Genomic DNA, 20935 nt, shown 5'->3' on the forward strand with positions numbered 1-20935 from the left:
GATGACCACCACCACGCCCACGCTCGCCACCGGCGCGCAGGCGACCGACCAGCCGAAGACCCGGGCCGCCCGGGTGCGCAAGCGGCTGACCAGCCGCACCGCCACCCTGGTCTCGATCGTCATCGCGCTGGTCTGGACCATCCCGACCTTCGGCCTGTTCATCTCCTCGTTCCGGCCGGAGGACCAGATCAAGACCACCGGCTGGTGGACGTTCTTCAGCGACCCCCAGTTCACCCTGGAGAACTACCAGGAGGTGCTGTTCGGGCGGTCCTCGTCGTCCGGGCAGCTGGCCAGCTACTTCATCAACTCGCTGGCGATCACCATCCCCTCGGTGCTGTTCCCGCTGGCCTTCGCGGCCCTGGCCGCGTACGCGCTGGCGTGGATCAACTTCCGCGGCCGGGACTGGGTCTACATCGCGATCTTCGCGATGCAGATCGTGCCGCTGCAGATGGCCCTGGTGCCGCTGCTCAGCTTCTTCTCCAACGGGGTCACCCTGGCCGGGGTGACCCTGCTGCCCGCCTGGGACCTCGACGGCGCGCAGAAGTTCGCCCAGGTGTGGTTCGCGCACACCTGCTTCGCGCTGCCGTTCGCCGTCTACCTGCTGCACAACTTCATCTCGCAGCTACCCGGAGATCTGATGGAGGCGGCCCGGGTCGACGGGGCCACCCATCCCAAGATCTTCCGGACCATCGTCCTGCCGCTGATCACGCCAGCGCTGGCCGCGATCGGCATCTTCCAGTTCCTCTGGGTCTGGAACGACCTGCTGGTCGCGCTGATCTTCGCCGGTGGCACCGACGAGACCGCCCCGCTCACCGTCCGGCTGGCCGAGCTGGCCGGCACCCGGGGCAACGAGTGGCAGCGGTTGACCGCCGGCGCGTTCGTCTCGATCGTCGTACCGCTGCTGGTCTTCCTCTCCCTGCAGCGCTATTTCGTGCGAGGCCTGCTCGCCGGCAGCGTCAAGGGCTGACCCGCGGCCGCGCCGCCGCCGGGTGACCGGCGGCGGCGCGCGTGGGTGGGTGGGGAGCGCGGAACCATGACGAAGATCGACGATGTCGCCCGGTTGGCCGGGGTCTCCACGGCCACCGTCTCGCGGGCGTTGCGGGGCCTGCCGACGGTCTCGGCGGCGACCCGCCGCCGGGTGCTGGCCGCCGCCGAGCAACTGGAGTATGCGGTCTCCCCCAGCGCCTCCCGGCTGGCCGGCGGCCGGACCGGAACGGTCGCCGTGGTGGTCCCCCGGATCACCCGGTGGTTCTTCGGCGTCATCGTCGAGACGGTCGAGGAGTTCCTCCACCAGGCCGGCTACGACCTGCTGCTGTACAACCTCGGCGGGCGGGAGCGGATCCGCCAGCGGGTGCTGCGGACGGCCAACCTGCACAAGCGGGTGGACGGCATCATGCTGGTCGCCACCCCGCTGCGGGCGCCCGACCTGACCGCCCTGGCCGCGCTGGACCTCCCCGGGGTGATCGTCAGCTCCGGCACCGGCGTGCCCGGCTGGCCGTCCGTACGCATCGACGACGTGGCCGCCGCGCGGACCGCCACCCGGCACCTGCTCGACCTCGGCCACCGCCGGATCGCGCACATCTCCGGCGACCCCGACGACGAACTCGCCTTCACCACCCACCTGGACCGGCGCCGCGGCTATCAGGACGCGCTGCGAGCGGCCGGGCTGCGCCCGGACCCGAGCCTGGACGTCGAGTCGCAGTTCACCATCGACGGCGGCACCCGGGCCGCGGAGGAACTGCTGCGCCGGGGCGACCCGCCGACGGCGATCTTCGCGGCCTGCGACGAGATGGCGATGGGTGCCATGACCGCGCTGCGCGAGGCCGGGCTGCGGGTGCCGCAGGACGTGAGCGTGGTCGGCATCGACGACCACGACCTGGCCGGCGCGCTCGGGCTGACCACGATCGCGCAGCCCGCGGCGGAGCAGGCCCGGCTCGCCGCACGGCTGCTGCTCGACCCGCTCGGCGGCCGGGTCCTCGATCCGCTCGCCGCCCCGCCCGGCGACGGCCCGCCGGGATCTCCGGTGATCCTGCCCACTCGGCTGGTCGTCCGCGAATCGACCGCGCCACCCCGGGCACACTGAACGGCAGCCGTCCCGCCCCGGCGGGCGTCCACCGCACCGACGACCGGCTCGACGCACAGGAGAAGACCCTGAACAACAACCCGACGCAGCAGGAACCGTCCACCCCCGGCTGGTGGACCGAGGCCGTCATCTACCAGGTCTACCCGCGCTCCTTCGCCGACTCGGACGGCGACGGGATCGGCGACCTGCCGGGCATCACCGGCCGCCTCGACCACCTGGTCGAACTGGGCGTGGACGCGCTCTGGCTGTCGCCGTTCTACCCGTCGCCGCAGGCCGACGCCGGGTACGACGTGGCCGACTACCGGGACGTGGACCCGCTCTTCGGCACGCTCGGCGACGCCGACAAGCTGATCGCCGAGGCGCACGCCCGCGGGCTGCGGGTGATCGTCGACCTGGTGCCCAACCACACCTCGTCGGCGCACCGCTGGTTCTCCGCCGCGCTGGCGGCCGGGCCGGGCAGCCCCGAGCGCGACCGGTACGTCTTCCGCGACGGCCTCGGCCCGGACGGCGACCGACCGCCGAACGACTGGCAGAGCGTCTTCGGCGGGCCGGCCTGGACCCGGGTCACCGAGGCCGACGGCCGCCCGGGCCAGTGGTACCTGCACCTGTTCGACACCGGGCAGCCGGACCTGAACTGGGACAACCCGGAGGTGCGTGCCGAGTTCCTGGACGTGCTGCGGTTCTGGCTGGACCGCGGGGTGGACGGCTTCCGGGTCGACGTGGCGCACGGCCTGATCAAGCAGGCCGACCTGGCGGACTGGCAGGAGCCCCAGGAGATCCTCTCCGGCAACGAGATCGACAAGCCGCGGCCGCCGATGTGGGACCAGGACGGCGTGCACGAGATCTACCGGGAGTGGCGCCGGGTGCTGGACGGCTACCCGGGTGGGCGGATCCTGGTCGCCGAGGCCTGGGTCGAGCCGGCCGAGCGGCTGGCCCGCTACGTCCGCCCGGACGAGATGCACCAGGCGTTCAACTTCGAGTACCTGCTCGCCTCCTGGACCGCGCCGGCCCAGTACGCGGTGATCACCCGCTCGCTGGAGGCCACCGACTCGGTGGGCGCCCCGACCACCTGGGTGCTCTCCAACCACGACGTGGTGCGGCACGCCTCCCGGCTCGGCCTGCCGGTCGGCAACCCCCGGCCGAACGGCATCGGCATCGGCGACCCGCAGCCGGACGCCGCGCTCGGCCTGCGCCGGGCCCGGGCGGCCACCCTGCTGATGCTCGCCCTGCCCGGCTCGGCGTACCTCTACCAGGGCGAGGAGCTGGGGCTGCCGGAGCACACCACGATGCCCGACGAGGCCCGGCAGGACCCGACCTGGGAGCGCAGCGGCCACACCCAGCGCGGCCGGGACGGCTGTCGGGTGCCGATCCCGTGGGAGGCCGACGCCCCGTCGTACGGCTTCGGGCCGACCGACGTCAGTTGGCTGCCGCAGCCGCCGACCTGGGCCGAGCACGCGCTGGACCGCCAGCGCGGCGTCACCGGCTCCACCTACGAGCTGTACCGCTCGGCGCTGCGGCTGCGCCGCGCGCACGGACTGGGCCGGGGGCCGCTGACCTGGCTCGCCTCCGGCGACGAGGTGCTCTCCTTCCGCACCGGCGGGCTGACCGTGCTGACCAACTTCGGCGCCGCCCCGGTGCCGCTGCCGGCCGGTGGCGAGCTGGTGCTGGCCAGCGCTCCGCTGACCGAGGACGGCGCGGTGCCCACCGACGTCACGGTCTGGGTCCGCGGCTGACCAACGCCCCCGGCCGGGCCGCGCCAGCCGGTGAGCCGGTGCCTCTGGAGCTGATGTCGTAGCCGATTCACCACGGTGCGTCGGTGACGACATCAGCTCCAGCGGGCGTGGCGCCACGAGGGTGCGGTGACCGGTCGGCGGCAGCGCGGAGCCCGGCGGCCGGTGCCCCTCACAGCCGTTCGGCGCGGGCGGCCAGCACCTCGTGCACCTCGGCGATGTCCTCCGGCGAGGTGCGGGACGCCAGCCAGTACATGATCCCGGTCGGGATGAAGAACAGCTGGAACGCGGCCAGCCCGACGGCGTAGTTCAGCGGCGGCGGGAACGCCGCCCGCAGCACCTGGAAGGCCACGCCGACGAGATAGTTGCCGCCGGCCCGGCCAACTCCGTTGACCAGGTTGCCGAGGCTGTAGACGGTGCCCCGGTGCTCGGGCGGGTTGACGTCGGCGATCAGGGCGAACCAGTTCGGCGAGTTGGCCGAGGTGAGCGCGAGCGCGAACACCGCGGCGAGCAGGCTCAGCCCGACGGTCGGCTCGGTGAACACACTGCCCAGCACCGCCCGCACCACCGCACCGTTGGCGGCGCCGTCGGGCACGTCGATGCGGATCGGCACGAAGAAGAGCACCAGGTAGAACGGCAGCGCCGCGAGGATGCCGATCGCCGCCACCAGGGCCCGGCCCCGCGGCGTACGCCGGTGCAACGCGTCGCCGGCCAGCCCGCCGACGATGGAGAACACCCCGCCGAGCTGGAACAGGGTGGCGAAGACGCTGCCCACCACCACCGCCGTCGGGCCGGAGTAGCCCTGCGCCTCGGCCCGTTCGCGGAAGAGCACCGGCAGCCAGACCAGCGACCCGAAGGCCGCCTGCGCGGTGAGGCCCTGCAGGATCAGCCAGCGGTTGGTCCGCCGGTCGAGAATCCGGGGCAGGTCGGCCCGGCTGATCCGGTAGTCGTACTCGGCGCCGGTGGCCAGCGCGTCGGCCAGCTCCGGCTGGCTCTCGCCGCGCCGGATGTCGTAGGTGAACAGGTACGCCGCGGTGGCGGCCAGCCCGACCACGGTCAGCAACAGGAACGGCCGCCGCCAGTCGGCGGCCCCGAGCAGCCCGCCGACCAGCGTGCCGGCCAGCGTGCCGACGCCCTGCGAGAGCCCCCAGAAGCTCATCACCAGCCCCCGGCGGCGGGGCGAGATCAGGTCGGTGACCACCGAGAAGCCGACCGAACCGACCGCGCCGAGACCGACCGCGGCGAGCAGTTGCGCGGCCAGGAAGGCCGGGTAGTTACCGGCGACCCCGCTGCCGGCGGTGCCCAGCGCCCAGATCAGGGTGCCGACCATGAGCAGCGGCTTGCGGTTGCCGCGGTCGCCGACGTACGCCCAGGCCACCGCGGCCACCGCGCTGACCAGGAAGCTCACCGCGGTGACCAGGCCGAGCGACCGCTGCGGCACGTCGAACGCCTCGGCGATCGACCCGTACAGCGGGGGCACCAGGCCGATCGCCACGTTGTCCAGTGAGGCCAGCAGCACGAAGACCACCACGCTGTAGAACCGGTGCGCGGCCGTACCGCCCCAGGCCCGCGCCGGGCCGCCCCTGGTCAAGGTCATGTGCGGCAGCCAACCAGGGTCAGATCACGACCGGGTGAAGGCTCGCCGTCGGGCCGACCGGCTCACAGGTAGCCACCGATGGCCACCGGCGGGTCCGCGACGACGGGTGCGCCGGCCCGGTGCGCGTAGCTCGGCGAGGGTGGTGCCGCCGACCGGCACGCCGGGCGCGCCGCCCAGCCAGGTGGTCGCCTCGGCGTACGACAGCGGCCCGACCTCGATCCGCCCCGGGACGGAGCTTGGCCAGCCGCGCGGTACGCGCCCACGGATGCCGCCCGCTGACGAAGTCGGCGAGCAGCAGGGCGTCCACCACGTCGGTGGGACTGTCGACGTCGTCGTACGCATCACCGGCAACGGGGCGACGCCGGCCGGGTCGGCAGGCGGCACTGGCGAGGGTGGCACGTCGAATGATCATCCCCATCCGGCGGAGCCCGCGTACAGCGGTTTACCAACCGCCGCCGGGCCGGGACAGGACGCTCCCCCGGCCGGCGACGGCCGGTCAGCGCTCGATGACGTGCTCCCGGGCGGCGGCGTACCGCTCCCGGACAGCCGGGACGGGCTCTGCCTCGTACTCCTCGATGCCCTCGACCGCCCACTCGGGCGCCGCCGCACCGCCCAGGGCGACCCAGGCGGCCTGGCGGGCCGCGCCGTCGGCGACGTACTCGCCGGGCGGGGGCACCACCACGGGACAGCCGAAGACCTGCGGCGCGATCCGGCGCACCGCGGCCGATCGGGCGCCACCGCCCACCAGGATCACCCGGCGCGGGGTCACGCCCTGCGCGACGATGGCGTCCAGGCCGTCGGCGAGGGCGCAGAGCATGCCCTCGACGGCCGCCCGGGCGAGGTGCGCCGCGGTGGAGGTACGCAGGGTCAACCCGTGCACCGCGCCGGTGGCGGTCGGCCGGTTCGGCGTCCGCTCGCCCTCCAGGTAGGGCACCATGACCAGCCCGTCGGCACCGGCCGGGGCGGCGAGCGCCAGCTCCGCGAGCTCGTCCAGGCCGACCCGGAGCATCGCCGCCGCGGCGTCGAGCACCCGGGCCGCGTTGAGCGTACAGACCAGCGGCAGGTGGCGGCCGGTGGCGTCGGCGAACCCGGCGACGATCCCGGTGGGGTCGGCGGCCGGGGTGTCGGCGACGCTGAACACCGTCCCGGAGGTGCCGATCGAGACCACCACGTCGCCGGGGCCGGCGCCGACGCCGAGCGCGGCGGCGGCGTTGTCCCCGGTGCCGGGGCCGAGCAGCGGGGCGTCACCGGTCCGCGCCCGGCCGGGCCCGGGCGGCCATGGCAGCCCGGACGGCTCGCCGGACGAGATGGCCGGCGCCACCCGGAACGCCGCCGGGTGCAGGACGCCCGCCGGTTCCGCCGGCCCGAGCACCGTCGGCACCTGCAGCCGCCGGCCGAAGGCCCGCTCCAGCAGGTCGAACCGGTACTCACCGGTCGCCGGCGACCAGTAGCCGGTGCCGCTGGCGTCGCCCCGGTCGGTGCGCAGGGCGGCCAACCCGGCCGCGCCGGCCAGCCGCCAGGTCAGCCAGTCGTGCGGCAGGCAGACCGCCGCCACCTGGCCCGCCTGCGCCGGCTCGTGCCGGGCCAGCCAGCGCAACTTGGTGACGGTGAAGCTGGCCACCGGCACGCTGCCCACCGCGTCCGCCCAGAACCGCCCGCCGGCCTCGCCGCCGCCGGCCTCCTCGACCAGCTCGGCGGCAGCCCCGGCGGAGCGGGTGTCGTTCCACAGCAGCGCCGGCCGGACCGTCCGGCCCGCCTCGTCGAGGGCGACCATGCCGTGCTGCTGGCCGGCGACCGAGACGGCCGCGACGTCGGCCAATCCGCCGGCCGCCTCGACGGCCGCGCCCAGGGCCCGCCACCAGGCCTCGGGGTCGACCTCGGTGCCGTCCGGGTGTGGCGCCCGGCCCTGCCGCAGCAGCGCGCCGGTCTCCGCGTCCCGGACGACCACCTTGCAGGACTGGGTGGAGGAGTCCACCCCGGCGACGAGGGTCACCGCCGCCGCCTCAGCGGGCGCCGAGCAGGTGCTCGACGGCGAGCTGGTTGAGCCGGACGAAGCCGAAGCCCCGGGCGGCCACCGCGTCGACGTCCAGCTCCTCGAAGGCGGACCGGTCGGCGAGCAGGTCGGCGTACGTCTCGCCGGGGGCGAGCGTCGGCGTGCTCAGCTCGCCCACCTTCGCGGTGGCCAGCGCCTCGGCCACCTCCGGGTCGGCGCGGAACGCCGCGGCCCGCTCCTTGAGCAACAGGTAGGTGCGCATGTTGGCGGCGGCCGAGGCCCAGACCCCGGTGAAGTCCTCGGTGCGCGACGGCTTGTAGTCGAAGTGCCGGGGGCCGTCGTAGGCGGGCGTGCCGCCGGGGCCGCCGTTCTCCAGCAGGTCGACCAGGGCGAACGCGTTGAGCAGGTCGCCGTGGCCGAAGACCAGGTCCTGGTCGTACTTGACGCCGCGCTGGCCGTTGAGGTCGATGTGGAACAGCTTGCCCTGCCAGAGCGCCTGGGCGATGCCGTGGGCGAAGTTCAGCCCGGCCATCTGCTCGTGCCCCACCTCGGGGTTGAGGCCGACCAGCTCCGGGTGGGCCAGGGTGGAGATGAAGGCGAGCGCGTGCCCGACGGTGGGCAGCAGGATGTCGCCCCGCGGCTCGTTCGGCTTGGGCTCCAGCGCGAACCGCAGGTCGTAGCCGCGGTCGATGACGTACTGGGTGAGCAGGTCGACCGCCTCGCGGTAGCGGTCCAGCGCGGCCCGGACGTCCTTGGCCACGTCGTACTCGGAGCCCTCGCGGCCACCCCACATGACGAAGGTCTTGGCGCCGAGTTCGGCGGCCAGGTCGACGTTGCGCAGCACCTTGCGCAGCGCGTAGCGCCGGACGTCGCGGTCGTTGCTGGTGAAGCCGCCGTCCTTGAAGACCGGGTGGTTGAAGAGGTTGGTGGTCACCATCGGCACCACCAGGCCGGTCTCGTCGAGGGCCTTGCGGAACCGGGCGATGTGCTGGTCGCGGGTGGCCGCGTCGGCGCCGAACGGCACCAGGTCGTCGTCGTGGAAGGTGATCCCGTACGCGCCGAGCTCGGCGAGCCGGTGCACCGCCTCGACCGGGTCGAGCGCCGGCCGGGTGGCGTCGCCGAACGGGTCGCGGGCCGGCCAGCCCACCGTCCAGAGGCCGAAGGAGAACTTGTCGGCGGGGGTGGGACGGGGTGCCATGGCAGACCTCCGGGGTGTCGTCCGCTATTTGTTCAGTGGTTGAATTAAATGCCCCACCTGTGGCAGTGTCAAGGGGTGCGCCGACCCGACACGACCGCCGGGGCGGTCCGGCAGGGCAGCCTGCGCGAGCTGAACCTCGCCGTGGTGCTGGGCCGGATCGCCGCCGCCGAGCGCCCCCCGTCCCGGGCCGAGCTGGCCGCCGAGACCGGGCTGACCCGGGCCACCGTCTCCGCCGTGGTGGAGGACCTGGTCACCGGGCGGCTGGTCGCCGAGGCGGAGCCGACGCCGCGTACCGGGGCCGGCCGGCCCGCCCGCGGCCTGGTGCTCGCCGACGACGGCCCGGCCGGGCTCGGCCTGGAGATCAACGTCGACTACCTGGCCGCCTGCGTGGTCGACCTCGCCGGCCGGGTCCGGCACCACACGGTGCGCCGGGCCGACCTGCGGCCGGTCTCCCCCGCCGAGACCCTCGCCCGGCTGGTCGAGCTGGCCGCCCAGGCCCGCGCCGACGCGGCCGACCAGGGGCTCACCCTGGCCGGCGCGGCCCTCGCCGTGCCCGGCCTGGTCGACGACGCCGGGTTGGTCCGCCTCGCGCCCAACCTCGGCTGGCGGGGCGTGCCGGTCCCGGCGCTGCTCGCCGGGCACCCACCGCTGACCGAACGGATCGACGGGGTGCCGCCCCTGGTGGTCGACAACGAGGCGAACCTCGCCGCGCTCGGCGAACTGCACGCCGGGCCACCCGGGCCGGCCAGCTTCCTGCACATCTCCGGCGAGGTCGGCATCGGCGCCGGGATCGTGCTGGACGGCGATCTCTTCCGCGGCGCACGCGGCTGGAGCGGCGAGATCGGGCACATCCCGGTCCGCCCCGAGGGCCAGCCGTGCCGGTGCGGCGGCCGCGGCTGCCTGGAGCGGTACGCCGGCCAGGAGGCCATCCTGGCCGCGGCCGGGCTGGCCGGGGCGGACCTGCCGGCGGACACCGCCGCGGCCCGGCTGGCGGAGCTGGCCGGCGCGGGCGACCCGGCCGCCCTGCGCGCCCTGCACGACGCCGGCACCGCCCTCGGCGTGGCGGTCGCGGCCGTGGTGAACCTGCTGGACCTGGACACGGTGGTGCTCGGTGGCGGCTACGCCCCGCTGGCCCGCTGGTTGTGCCCGCCGGTGCTCACCGAGATCTCCGCGCGGGTGCTGACCGCCGCCTGGTCACCGGTCACCGTCCGGCCGGCGACCCTCGGCGCGGCCGCCGCGGCGGTCGGCGCCGCCGGTTCGGTGGTCCGCCGGATCGTCGCCCGCCCCGGCGGCTGGCTGGCCCGGCCGAGCTGACCCGGCATCGCGCCACCGGCGCCCCGCCACCCGCCTCGGTACGCTTGCCGCAGGCAGCGACCTCCAGGCGAGGAGTGCCCGACCAGCATGACCACAGGTCGACAGGCCGCAGGGCCCGGCGATCGGCGGTGACCACGACCCGACCGGCCGGCGCGGACGGCGCGCCGGTCTCCTCCGCCGGCCGCCGCCGCGGTGGCGGTGGCGGGATCCCGGCCGACCCCCGGCTGGCCCGTGAACTGCTCGACGGGCTGGCCGGGCGGAGCCAGGACGACATCGCGATGCTCGCCGTCACGGCGGCGGCGGGCTGACCCCGCGCGCCCGGCGGGGCCGGTAGCGGAGTCGGCGGGTCAGCCGGTCAGGCGGTCCGGGCCACCGACTGTTCGCCCGGCCACTCGGGCGGCACCCCGAGCGGGCGCTCCGCCGCGGCGGCCTCGGACGACCAGGGGCCGACCGGCTCGACGGAGCGGACCTCCCGCCGGCGGGCCGCCTCGTCGAACTCCCGCATCCCGTCCAGCAGGGCCTGCCGGCCCGCGGGGGTCATGTCGGCCAGGATCGCGGCGAGTTGCTGGCGGCGGTCGTCCCGCAGCTCGGCGAGGAGCCGGCGGGCCTCCGGGGTGAGGTGCAGCGAGATCTCCCGGCGGTCGAACCGGCCGGGTTCCCGCTCCAGCAGCCCGGCGGCGACCAGCCGGTCGCAGAGCCGGCTCGCCGAGGAGAGCAGCATGTCCAGGCCGGTGGCCAGCCGGCGCAGGTTGATCCCGTCCTGCTGCTCGACCACCATCACGGCGCGCAACTGGGCACCGGAGATCCGGCTGGTCGTGCGTTCCCGCGCCGCCTCCCATACGGTCAGCAGGGCACCCGCCGCCGCGTCCAGTTCGGCAGCGATACTCGTGTCGGGTCCCGGTGGACCATGCAGTTCCGCCATGGTGGGCCCGAGACTACTCCGCCTCAGCTGGTCTTTGGGCTTGTGATTGGAGCTCCGATGAGCGAACCCGTCGACCAGGCCCGGCGCGCCCTCGTCCACTCCCCGGCCGACCTGCTGGTGGATCGTGTCGCCGCCGTGCTCGCCGGGTCGTACGGCGTGACCGGCACCGAGCTGTTCCAGGTCGACTACCGGCTCTCCGCGCTGCTGCCGCTGCACGACGGCGAGCCGGTCACCGCGCCGGGGCATCCGGCCTGGCGTTGCTTCGACCACCAGGCGCCGATCGTCGCCGACCAGGTGGGTTACCTGCCGGTCTCCATGCGCGGGGAACGGCGCGGGGTGCTCCGGGTCACCCCGGTGCCGGCCGGCCCGGCGGCGCTGGACGGGCTGGCCGAGATCGCCACCGCGCTGGCCCACGAGCTGGCCGCCGTCTCCGCCGGCACGGACGTCTACCGGGCCGCCCGGCGCAGCCGGCGGCTCACCCTCGCCGCCGAGATGCAGTGGGAGATGCTGCCCGGCCGCAGCCGTACCCGCCCGACCTTCCGGCTGGCCGGCCAGCTGGAGCCGGCGTACGCGGTGCGCGGCGACAGCTTCGACTGGGCCGACGACGGCGACCGGCTCTGGCTGTCCACGATCAACGGCTCGGGCGAGGGCGTCGAGGCGGCGATGCTCACCACGCTCGCCACCCACGCGCTGCGCAACGCCCGGCGGGCCGGCCTGAGCCTGGCCGATCAGGCCGCCCTGGCCGACCAGGCCGTCTACGACCTGCACCGGGGCAGTCAGCACCTGGCCGCCCTGCTGATGCAGCTGGAGCTGCGCACCGGCATGCTGACCGTGGTCGACGCCGGCTCGCCCCGGCTGGTGCTGCTCCGCGACGGCGAGGTGACCGAACAGCCGCTGGAGGAGCAGTTCCCACTCGGCATGTTCGAGGCGACCGACTACCGGGAGCAGCACCTCACGCTGCGCCCCGGCGACCGGCTCTTCGTGGTCAGCGACGGCGTGATCGACGCCACCGGGCAGAACGTCCGGTACGGCGAGACCGCGCTGGACCGCTTCCTGCGCCGGACCGGCCCGATGGAGCCGCTGGACGCCGTCCGCTCGTTGATCGGCGACCTGCGCGCGTTCGTCGCCGGCGACCTGGTGGACGACGCAGTGGTGGTCTGCCTGGACTGGACCGGCCCGCGGTCGTGACCCGCGGCCCGGCGGTCAGTACGCCCCGCGGCTGCGCAGCACCGCGCCGAAGGTCTTCCACAGGATGGTCAGGTCGGCCGCGAGCGACCAGTTCTCCACGTAGTAGAGGTCCAGCCGGATGCCGTCCTCCCAGCTCAGGTCGGACCGGCCGCTGACCTGCCAGAGCCCGGTCATGCCCGGCTTCACCAGCAGCCGGCGGGCCACGTCGCCCTCGTAGCGGGCCACCTCGGCGGGCAGCGGCGGCCGGGGACCGACCAGGCTCATCTGCCCGAGCAGGACGTTGACCAGCTGCGGCAGCTCGTCCAGCGACCACTTGCGCAGCAGCCGGCCGATCCGGGTGACCCGGGGGTCGTCGCGCATCTTGAACATCAGGCCGTCGGTCTCGTTGCGGGCGGCCAGTTCGGCCAGCAGCTCGTCCGCGTTCACCACCATGGTGCGGAACTTGAACACCCCGAACTCGCGGCCGCCCTGACCGACCCGGATCTGCCGGAACAGCGCCGGCCCCCGGCTGTCCAGCCGGATGGCCAGCGCGATCAGCGCCAGTACCGGCAGCAGCAGCGCCACGGCCAGCGCGGCGGCGGACCGGTCGACGAGGCCCTTGACCAGCTTCCGGACACCCCGGAACTCGGGGGCCTCGACGTGGATCAGCGGCAGCCCGGCCACCGGCCGGGTGTGGATGCGCGGGCCGGCCACGTCGGTCAGCGCCGGGGCGACCACCAGGTCGATGCCGGTGCCCTCCAGCTGCCACCCCAGCCGGCGCAGCCGGGTGGCGGTCAGCTCGCCGGAGGCGGTGACGGCGACGGTGTCCGCGCCGATCGCGGTGGCCGCCTCAGGGATGCCCCGGAACGAGCCGACCACCGGCACGTCGCCCAGCCGCTGCGCCACCGGGGCCAGCAGCGCGTCCGGGATGCACGCGCCGACCACGTGGTAGCCGGCGTACGGCTCCCGGCGCAGCGTGTGCACCAGTTCCAGCACGTGCGCGGTGTCGCCCACCACCAGCACCTTGCGCGACCAGCCGGCGCCCCGGGACCGGGCCCGGTGCAGCCGCTTGCGGGCGGCGAACCGGGCCACCTCGAGCCCGAGCGTGCCGACGGCGAAGGAGACGGCCAGGAAGCCCCGGGAGATGCCGACGTCGGCGACATAGCCGGCGATCGCCACCCCGCCGGCCAGCCGCAGGCTCGCGGCGCTGACCCGGCGGTACTCGTCCGCCCCGTAGCCGAGCACCCGGTCGTCGTAGCAGCCCAGCGCCTTGAGCGAGACCAGCCAGGCGAGCACCACCCCGGGCGCCACCAGCACGTACGGGATCCGGGAGCCGGTCGGGACGTCCTCGCCGAACCGGGCGACGTAGCCGATCAGCACGGCGACGGTCAGGACGCTGGCGTCCAGCACCACCAGCACGCGGACGTAGGCCCGCTCGTCGGCGCGGGCCACCAGGCCGGAGGGCGAGCCGTCCGGTGCCGTCGGCGCCCGTGCGGGGGTCAACAGCGTCGCCGAGGTCACCGAACCTCCCACATCGGTCGCCGGCGGCCCCCGGGTGACGGCCGGCCCGGATCGCGGGACCGACGGTGCGGGAGCACGAACGACATCCTGCCCCGACAACTATGGTGGCCGATTGCTTCGGACGTATTGCCGTCACTTTTCCCGACCAGGCGGCGACGGGAAAGGGCCCGGCGTACCGGATGCAGCGGTACGTCGGGCCCTTTTCAGGCTGTCCGAAGGCTCAGGCGGGCGCCTTGCGCAGCGCGATCGCCTTCAGGAAGATCTCGCCGATCTTGGTCGGGTCCTCGGTGACGAACGCGCCGCCGCCGGTGACCTTGGTGATCGACTCCAGCTCGGCCTTGCTGACCGCGTTGCCGATACCGATGATCACGACCTGGATCGGCCGCTCCGGGTCCTTGATCTTGTTGAGCTCGGAGAGCAGCTTCTGCTGGGAGATGCCGTTGGCGTCGTCGTTCTTGCCGTCGGTGAAGAGCACGATCGAGTTGACCCGGCCGGCCTCCCAGCCCTCCTGGACGTTCTTGTAGGCGGCGAGCATGGTGTCGTAGAGGCCGGTGTCACCGCTGGAGGACCGGATGCCGCCGAGCGCCTGCTCCAGCTGCCCGCGCTTGCTGGAGAGCCGGCCGATGGACACCAGTTGCCGGTAGTCGCGGCTGCCGTCGAGGTTGGTGGAGAAGGTCCAGAGCCCGATCGCCCAGGAGTCGTCGAAGAGGGTCAGGCCGCGGCGGGCCGCCTCGACGGTGACCTGCTGCCGGGTGGCGTTGTTGGCGGTGGGCACCTCGGCCTTCATCGAACCGGAGACGTCGATGACGGCCAGCATCCGGCCGGACTGGGTGGCGATCGCCCAACTGGAGACCGCGCTGCCGATCGCGGCGGCGTCCAGCCCACCGGCCGCGGTACCGCCCGCGGTCGGCGGCGCCGGCGCGCCACCCGCCGGGCTGGGCGCGCCCACCGGCGCCTCGAAGCCGTCGCCCCAGTTGCCGTCCGGGGCGCGCAGCGACTGGACCGCCAGCCGATTGCGGAAGGTGGCGGTGGTGAGCACCTCGAAGAGCACCCGGGCCGCGGACGCCTTGGCCGGCTCGATACCGGGCAGCACCGCGTACGGGTAGTCCAGCGGCATCGGCGCCGGCTCCAGGTAGAGCGCGGCCAGCGGGACCGGCGGCTTCTTGCTGTTGTACTCGATCACGTCCTCTTCGGAGAGCGGCGCGGCGCCGAGGCCGCTGGCGATCGTGGTGGGATCCGGCGAGGTCGGGAACCGGGCCAGCAGGTCCTGGCGCAGCCTTGAGCGGCTGTTGGCCAGGGCGCGCAGCGCACCGACGGTGTCCTTCTGCGCTTCCGGGCCGCCGGCGGCCGCGGCGGCGGCGGTCAGCGACAGCAGCCCGGAGAGCCCGGCCGCGTCCTTGGTCGGCTCGACGATCCCGGTGTTCAGCGGCTTGTCGCTCTTCAGCGCGCCGAGCAGGTTGTTCCAGGTCAGCTTCTTCTCCGGCCAGCCGAGCCGGGTGGAGGCGATCGGCTCGGGCACCGCCACGACCACCGGGCTGCGCGCGATCGACGCCCCGTTGGCCGGGTCGAAGGCGGTCGCGCCGCCGTCCTTCAGCCGGGCCAGCCAGGTGGACGAATCCGGGATCCAGACGTCCGGGCTGACCGCCGTGCCGCTGGCCTGGCCGACGCCGGCCAGCACGGCGCCGTGCTTGGCGGCCACCGTGGCGGCCACCTCGACCGGGTCGGAGGCCGACACCGTCACCGCGATGCAGGTGCCGCCAACCGCCGCCCCGTCCTTGACCCACTGGTCGGCGGCCCCGCTGACGGCGGGAGCCAGCTCCGTGGCGACCGCGACGGAGAGCTCCACCTTGCCCGAGCAGTCCGGGCCGGCGAGCTGCTGATAGCCGAACCAGCCCCCCGCGGTGACGACGAGAACGCCGACCGCTGCTGCGGCGGCGGCTCCGTTGAGATTCGAACGCATGCGATGGCGGCCTGCTGACACGCAGACCATCTTGCGTATCCGAAGGGTGGACTGCCATAACCGAACGGACGAAAGTTACGGAGGAGAAACAGTTGATCACTGTTTAGCGACGTTGAGTGACTGGTCAGCCTCAAGGCGTTGCCGAACAAGGCTTTCCGGCTCGGTCAGGGCAGCACGCAGGTGGGGCTCGGCAGCGGCACCGGCTCGCCCACCGGGGCCGGCACGCCGGTGGCCGGATCGACCCGGAACACCCGGACCATGTCGGCCCGCTCGTCGGCCACGTAGAGGTGCGCCCCGATCAGCGCGAAGTGCCGCGGCCACTCCCCACCGGTGTCCACCTCGGCGACCAGCTCCGGCAGCTGGCCGGCGAGGGAGAAGACCGAGACGGTGCCCACCCCGCGGTTGGCCACGTACAGGAAGCGCCCGTCCGGCCCGACCGCGATCTCGGACGGCTGCACGTGCCCGGCCCGCTCGCTGGCGTCGACCCGGCCCCGCTGGTGCAGCGCGCCGTCGGCGGTCAGCTCGTACGCGGTGACCGAGGCGTCCAGTTCGCCGGCCAGATAGCAGCGCGCGCCGTCCGGGTGCCGGGCCAGGTGCCGGGGGCCGGTCCCGGCGTGGGTACGCACCCGGGGCGCCCGGGGCACCAGCCGGCCGGTGGCGGCGTCCAGGTCGTACCGGTAGACCGAGTCGGTGCCCAGGTCGACCGCGAGCAGCGGCCCGCTCCCCGGGTCCGGCGAGACCATGTGGCCGTGCGCCCGGTCCTGGCGCTCGGGGTCGGCGCCGTGCCCCTCGTGCTGTACCAGGTCGGTGCGCTCGCCGGGCACCCCCTGCGGGTCGAGCGGGAGTACCGCCACGCTGCCGTCGCCGTAGTTGGCCACGAACAGGTGCCGCCCGTCCGGGGCGACCGCCAGGTGGCAGGGCTCGACACCGCCGCTGAGCTGGGCGCCGAGCGCGGTGAGCCCGCCGTCCGGCGCGACCCGCCAGGCGCTGACCTCACCGGTGGAGAGCTCGTTGACGGCGTAGAGCACCGGCAGGGCGGGGTGCCGGGCGAGGAACGACGGCGACGGGGTGACCGCTACCGTGCCCAGCGGGGTGAGTTCGCCGGAGTCCGGGTCCCGCCGGGCCGCCACGATGCCCGTGGCGCGGCCGCCGCTGTGCTCCGTGTAGCCGCCGACGTGGACGATCGTGCCCTGATCTGTCACCGATCCACCCTCCGCGCGCTCCTGCGTCGATCCAACCAGAGGGTTCCCGGAACGCCCGACCGTTAGCCTCGATTCGCCGCACCGATTCCCGCCGGCTCGGCCGGTCGCTTCCCGGGTCGCCGCCGGACCGCCGCACCACGCGCTCAGGCCGCCGGCACCGGCTGGCCGCGCTGCCGGGCCACGTGCTCGACCAGCTCGATCAGCACCAGCTTGCCGGACTGCCGGTCCCGGGCGTCGCAGAGCACCAACGGCACCTCGGGGTCCAGGTCGAGGGCCTGGCGTACGGTCTCCAGGCTGAACCGGCGGGCGCCGTCGAAGCAGTTCACCCCGACCACGAACGGGATGCCGCGCTGCTCGAAGTAGTCGATCGAGGGAAAGCAGTCGGCCAGTCGCCGGGTGTCGGCGAGCACCACCGCGCCGAGCGCGCCGAAGGCCAGCTCGTCCCAGAGGAACCAGAAGCGGTCCTGGCCGGGGGTGCCGAAGAGGTAGACTTGGAGGTCCTCGTTGATGGTGATCCGACCGAAGTCCATCGCCACCGTGGTGGTCGACTTGGTCTCCACTCCCGAGAGATCGTCGGTGCCGACCCCGGCCCCGGTCAGCACCTCCTCGGTCTGCAGCGGCCGGACCTCGCTCAGCGCGCTGACCAGCGTCGTCTTGCCAGCTCCGAAACCCCCGGCGATGAGGATCTTCAGGGCGAGCGGGATCCGGGCCCGCTCACCGTCATAGCGCACGGAGTCCACTGACCACCGCCTTGAGGATGTCGTTGTCGGGCAGGTAGGTGGTGCGCGGCGGCTGGTGCACGGCGACCACGCCCCGGGCCAGCAGGTCACCGAGCAGCACCCGGACCACGCCGACCGCGAGGTCGAGGTCGGCCGCCAGCTCGGCCACCGGGACCGGCCGGCCGGCCAGCTCGACCAGTCGGCGGTGCTCCGGTTGCAGCTCCGGATGGGCGGCCAGATCGGCGCCGGGCTCGGCCAGCACGAACGCGACCAGGTCGAAGCCGTCGACGGCCGACCGGACCCGCCCGCCGGTGAGCGTGTAGGGCCGCACCACGGGGCCGGCGTCGCCGTCCAGCCACTCGTGCTGCGGCCCGGGCGACTCAGTCCGCATCGGCCGCTCCCACCGCCGACCGGGCCGGGGCTGTCAGGTTCTCGCCCACCCGGGTCACCAGCATCGCCATCTCGTACGCCACCAGGCCGATGTCGGCGTCGGCCTCGCTGACCACGGCCAGGCAGGCCCCCTGCCCGGCCGCCGTGACGAGCAGGTACGCCGACTCCATCTCCACCACGGTCTGCCGGACCGGTCCGCCCGCGACGTGCCGGCTCGCCCCCCGGGCCAGGCTGGACAGGCCGGAGGCGAGCGCACACAGGTGCTCCGCGTCCGCCCGCTCCAGCCCGGCGGACGCGCCGAGCAGGAGCCCGTCCGCCGACAGCACCACCGCCTCGCGGGCGGGTGGCACCCGGTCCACCAACTCGTCGAGCAACCAGTCGAGATCGGCACTCTGCCTCGTCGGCTGCAGCATCAGGCGTCCCTCTCAGTCGCGGTCAGGGATTCGGTGGCCGCCGGCAGGACGGCTGTGCGGTCGTCGTCCTCCGCGGCAGCGTCAACGGCGGGCTCGGCAGGTTCGGCCTGACCGGCGGGTTCGGCGGCCGGTCGGCCGGCCGGTGCCGGTCCGGTTTGATTCGCGTCCCGGCTCGGGGTGGCGCCCTCGGTCGCCGCCCGACGGCCCCGGGCGGTGCCGGCCTGCAGCGCCGACATGAACCGGCGCGCCTCCTCCGGGGTGCGCGACCGGGGCGCCTCGACCACCGGTTGCGGCAGGGTCGGCGCGTCCACGACCGGTTGCCGCACGGGCAGGGCGTCCACCGCCGGCCGGCCCGCGGACGTCGTCGGGCTCGCCGCGGCCTCCGCCGCCGAGCCGACCGCGGCCGACTCCGTCGTCGGGCGGGTGGTCGTCCCCGCTCCCGGGCGGGCGGGCGGCCGCCGGCGCACCCGCCGGGGCAGCCCGTCGATCTCGCCGGCCGGGGCGGCGGGCAGCGGACCGCCGCCGGGCCCGGACGGCTCGGCCGTCCCGTCGGGCGCGGTCGGCGTGGGACGCGGCCGGGTCGTCCGGCCGGTCCGGGGACGGGGCAGGCTGGCCAGCCGGTCGGCCCGGTCCAACTGGCGTCGCCCAGGCGTCGCCCCGGCCGGCGCCGGCTCGGCGTCGGCCGGCCAGGGCAGCGGGGACGGCTCGGCGGTGACCAGGTCGGCCGGCAGCAGCACCACGGCGGTCAGGCCGGTGGGGTCGGCCGGGCGCAGCCGTACCCGGACCCCGTGCCGGGCGGCAAGCCGGGCCACCACGAACAGCCCGAGGCGGGCGGTCTCGCTGGGATCGAACTCGGGCGAGCGGGCCAGCCGCCGGTTCGCGTCCTCGATCGCCGCGGCCGACATGCCCAGCCCCCGGTCGGTGATCTCGATGGCATAGCCCTTGGCCACCCGCTCCCCGGTCACCTCCACCCGGCTGTCCGGCGGGGAGAACGCGGTGGCGTTCTCGATCAGCTCGGCGAGCAGGTGGATCACGTCACCCACCGCCCGGCCGAGGATGCCGGCGGGCTGCACGGTGGCGATGTCGACCCGGTCGTACGACTCGACCTCGGAGATCGCGCCGCGGATCAGGTCGACCATGGCGACCGGGTTGCGCCAGCCTCGACCCGGCGCCGCGCCGGCCAGGATGACCAGGTCCTCGGCGTGCCGGCGCAGCCGGGTGGCGAGGTGGTCGACCCGGAACAGCTCGGCCAGCTCGTCCGGGTCCTCGGTGTGCCGCTCCATCCGGTCGAGCAGGGCGAGCTGCCGGTGCACCAGCCCCTGGCTGCGCCGGGCGATGTTCAGGAAGACCTCGTTCAGGCCGCGGCGCAGGGTCACCTCGTCCACCGCGGCCTGCACCGCCGTCCGCTGCACCTCGTTGAAGGCCCGACCCACCTGGCCGATCTCGTCCGCGCCGTACTCCAGCGGGGGCGCCTCCCGGGTCACGTCCACCTGCTCGCCGCGGCGCAGCCGGGCCACCACGTCCGGCAGCCGGCGCTCGGCCACTTCCAGCGCGGCCGTGCGTACGCCGGTGAGCCGTTGCGCGAGGGAACGACCGACCCGCAGCGCCACCACCACCGCGACCACGACGGCGGTCAGCCCCAGCAGGCCGGCGGCGACGAGCCGGACCAGGACCCGCACCGCCAGCGGCACCGACCGCTCGGCCAGGCCGTCGGCCTGGGCCAGCTCGAAGTCCCGCAGCGCCTGGTGGACGGCCTCGTAGCTGGCCTGCCACGCCGGCCCGTCGACCGGCGGGCGGGCGGACCGGTCGGCGGCCAGCAGGGCGTCCTGCATGGCGCGGAGCCGGCCGAACGCCTCCTGCTCGATGAGCCGCTGGTAGCCGGCGCGGTCGGCGTCGGGCAGGTCCGCCACCGCGGTCTCGGCCAGGAACCGCTGGTTGCCGATGGTCTGCACCAGCTGGGCGTGCTCGCCGTCGGCGAACCGGCCGGCGGCCAGCGCCCCGGCCAGCAGCGCGTCGGTCTGGCCGAGCAGCTCGCGGGAGCGGCCGAGCGCGGTGACGGCCAGCGCCTGCCGGTTGAGTTGCTGGTCGGGCAGGGTCGCCATGGCGGCGAAGGTCTGGAAGGCCGACGAGATCATCCCGCTGTAGAGGTTGAGCGCGCCGACCCGGTCCACCGCCCGCCGATCGATGAACCCGCGGCCGAGCGGCAACCCCTCCAGGGCGCTGACCAGCTGGTCCAGTCGGGCGTCGAGGTGGTCGTCGGCGGCGTCCCGCAGGTCGTCGCCGGAGATCCGGCGGCGCAGCTCCGCCACCGCCCGGTCGGTACGCGCCCGCTGCTCGGCCAGCGCCGGCAGCGACTCGGACCCGGCGAGCTGGATCACCGAGAGGCGGCGTTCCCGCTGCAACTCGGCCACCACGACCTCGCCGGGGCGGCCCAGGTCGTAGAGGAGGGTCCGGGCGGAGAGCAGATCGAGGGCGGGCCCGAAGGTGAGCGTGGTGGCGAAGATCCAGAGCGCCAGCAGTGCGGTGACCGGGACGACGACCAGCGCGGTCAGCTTGGACCGGATCGGCCAGTCGCGGGTGTTCAATCAGACCTCGCCGGGAAGGATGGCGGCAGGGGCAACCGACGCCGACCGGGTGGCTTCCGGCCGGCCGGGGCCCGGCCGCGGCGCCGGCAGGGCGCCTTCGGCAGGATACGTAATCCGCGCCCGAAGCACTACCGTCCGTCG

Annotated in this window: 18 protein-coding genes; 6 read left to right on the top strand and 12 right to left on the bottom strand. The window is 74.8% G+C overall.

From position 1 onward, the window contains the following. Window position 1 precedes the first annotated feature (1 nt). From FHX32_RS03730 to FHX32_RS03740, 3 genes are all read left to right on the top strand, one after another. Window positions 2-967, top strand: a complete 966-nt coding sequence (locus FHX32_RS03730) for a carbohydrate ABC transporter permease (RefSeq protein WP_167179467.1) — start codon at window positions 2-4, stop codon at window positions 965-967. Between the two features lie 66 nt (window positions 968-1033). Beyond that, complete coding sequence (locus FHX32_RS03735; RefSeq protein ID WP_167179468.1) at window positions 1034-2083, top strand: LacI family DNA-binding transcriptional regulator; 1050 nt, start codon at window positions 1034-1036, stop codon at window positions 2081-2083. A gap of 68 nt (window positions 2084-2151) precedes the next feature. After that, the gene (locus tag FHX32_RS03740) at window positions 2152-3816 is read left to right on the top strand and encodes a glycoside hydrolase family 13 protein (protein ID WP_167182185.1); all 1665 of its coding nucleotides are present in this window, start codon (window positions 2152-2154) and stop codon (window positions 3814-3816) included. A 169-nt stretch (window positions 3817-3985) separates the two neighbouring features. On the opposite strand, the gene FHX32_RS03745 is transcribed toward FHX32_RS03740, so the two are convergent. From FHX32_RS03745 to xylA, 4 genes are all read right to left on the bottom strand, one after another. Then, window positions 3986-5410: an MFS transporter gene (locus FHX32_RS03745; RefSeq protein WP_167179469.1), complete on the bottom strand. Its 1425-nt coding sequence runs from the start codon at window positions 5408-5410 to the stop codon at window positions 3986-3988. Between the two features lie 19 nt (window positions 5411-5429). Beyond that, a complete protein-coding gene (locus FHX32_RS34860; RefSeq protein WP_486480897.1) occupies window positions 5430-5828 on the bottom strand; it encodes a DUF5925 domain-containing protein in 399 nt (132 codons plus the stop codon). A 78-nt stretch (window positions 5829-5906) separates the two neighbouring features. Then, window positions 5907-7403 (bottom strand): FGGY family carbohydrate kinase, encoded by a 1497-nt coding sequence (locus FHX32_RS03750; RefSeq protein WP_167179470.1) that lies wholly within the window; start codon window positions 7401-7403, stop codon window positions 5907-5909. A gap of 10 nt (window positions 7404-7413) precedes the next feature. Further along, complete coding sequence (xylA, locus tag FHX32_RS03755; RefSeq protein WP_167179471.1) at window positions 7414-8601, bottom strand: xylose isomerase; 1188 nt, start codon at window positions 8599-8601, stop codon at window positions 7414-7416. A gap of 48 nt (window positions 8602-8649) precedes the next feature. On the opposite strand from xylA, the gene FHX32_RS03760 reads away from it, so the two are divergent. Both FHX32_RS03760 and FHX32_RS03765 read left to right on the top strand, forming a co-directional pair. After that, window positions 8650-9915: an ROK family transcriptional regulator gene (locus tag FHX32_RS03760; RefSeq protein ID WP_167179472.1), complete on the top strand. Its 1266-nt coding sequence runs from the start codon at window positions 8650-8652 to the stop codon at window positions 9913-9915. A gap of 128 nt (window positions 9916-10043) precedes the next feature. Continuing rightward, the gene (locus FHX32_RS03765; protein ID WP_167179473.1) at window positions 10044-10223 is read left to right on the top strand and encodes a hypothetical protein; all 180 of its coding nucleotides are present in this window, start codon (window positions 10044-10046) and stop codon (window positions 10221-10223) included. A 47-nt stretch (window positions 10224-10270) separates the two neighbouring features. Here FHX32_RS03765 and FHX32_RS03770 read toward each other — a convergent pair whose 3' ends face one another. Continuing rightward, window positions 10271-10837 (bottom strand): MarR family transcriptional regulator, encoded by a 567-nt coding sequence (locus tag FHX32_RS03770; protein ID WP_208417936.1) that lies wholly within the window; start codon window positions 10835-10837, stop codon window positions 10271-10273. A gap of 57 nt (window positions 10838-10894) precedes the next feature. Between FHX32_RS03770 and FHX32_RS03775 the strand changes: the two genes are divergently transcribed. Further along, a complete protein-coding gene (locus tag FHX32_RS03775; protein ID WP_167179474.1) occupies window positions 10895-12025 on the top strand; it encodes a PP2C family protein-serine/threonine phosphatase in 1131 nt (376 codons plus the stop codon). Between the two features lie 15 nt (window positions 12026-12040). Here FHX32_RS03775 and FHX32_RS03780 read toward each other — a convergent pair whose 3' ends face one another. The 7 genes from FHX32_RS03780 to FHX32_RS03810 form a co-directional block, all read right to left on the bottom strand. Continuing rightward, window positions 12041-13525, bottom strand: a complete 1485-nt coding sequence (locus tag FHX32_RS03780; protein WP_167179475.1) for a sugar transferase — start codon at window positions 13523-13525, stop codon at window positions 12041-12043. 220 nt (window positions 13526-13745) lie between these two features. Continuing rightward, a complete protein-coding gene (locus FHX32_RS03785; RefSeq protein WP_167179476.1) occupies window positions 13746-15506 on the bottom strand; it encodes a VWA domain-containing protein in 1761 nt (586 codons plus the stop codon). 143 nt (window positions 15507-15649) lie between these two features. Further along, window positions 15650-16687: a lactonase family protein gene (locus FHX32_RS03790; protein ID WP_167179477.1), complete on the bottom strand. Its 1038-nt coding sequence runs from the start codon at window positions 16685-16687 to the stop codon at window positions 15650-15652. 143 nt (window positions 16688-16830) lie between these two features. Beyond that, entirely contained in the window at window positions 16831-17427 is a 597-nt protein-coding gene (locus tag FHX32_RS03795) for an ATP/GTP-binding protein (RefSeq protein WP_167179478.1), read from the bottom strand. Continuing rightward, window positions 17408-17797 carry a DUF742 domain-containing protein gene (locus tag FHX32_RS03800; RefSeq protein ID WP_109899572.1) on the bottom strand — a complete coding sequence of 130 codons (390 nt, stop codon included), beginning with the start codon at window positions 17795-17797 and terminating at the stop codon, window positions 17408-17410. Before FHX32_RS03800 ends, FHX32_RS03795 begins: the two co-directional genes overlap by 20 nt. Further along, entirely contained in the window at window positions 17787-18212 is a 426-nt protein-coding gene (locus FHX32_RS03805; RefSeq protein ID WP_208418281.1) for a roadblock/LC7 domain-containing protein, read from the bottom strand. The genes FHX32_RS03800 and FHX32_RS03805 overlap by 11 nt, the downstream gene beginning before the upstream one ends. After that, window positions 18209-20794, bottom strand: coding sequence for a nitrate- and nitrite sensing domain-containing protein (locus tag FHX32_RS03810; RefSeq protein ID WP_167179480.1), 2586 nt, complete (start codon window positions 20792-20794; stop codon window positions 18209-18211). Before FHX32_RS03810 ends, FHX32_RS03805 begins: the two co-directional genes overlap by 4 nt. Between the last annotated feature and the right edge of the window lie 141 nt (window positions 20795-20935).

Source organism: Micromonospora sp. CNZ280, assembly GCF_011759515.1.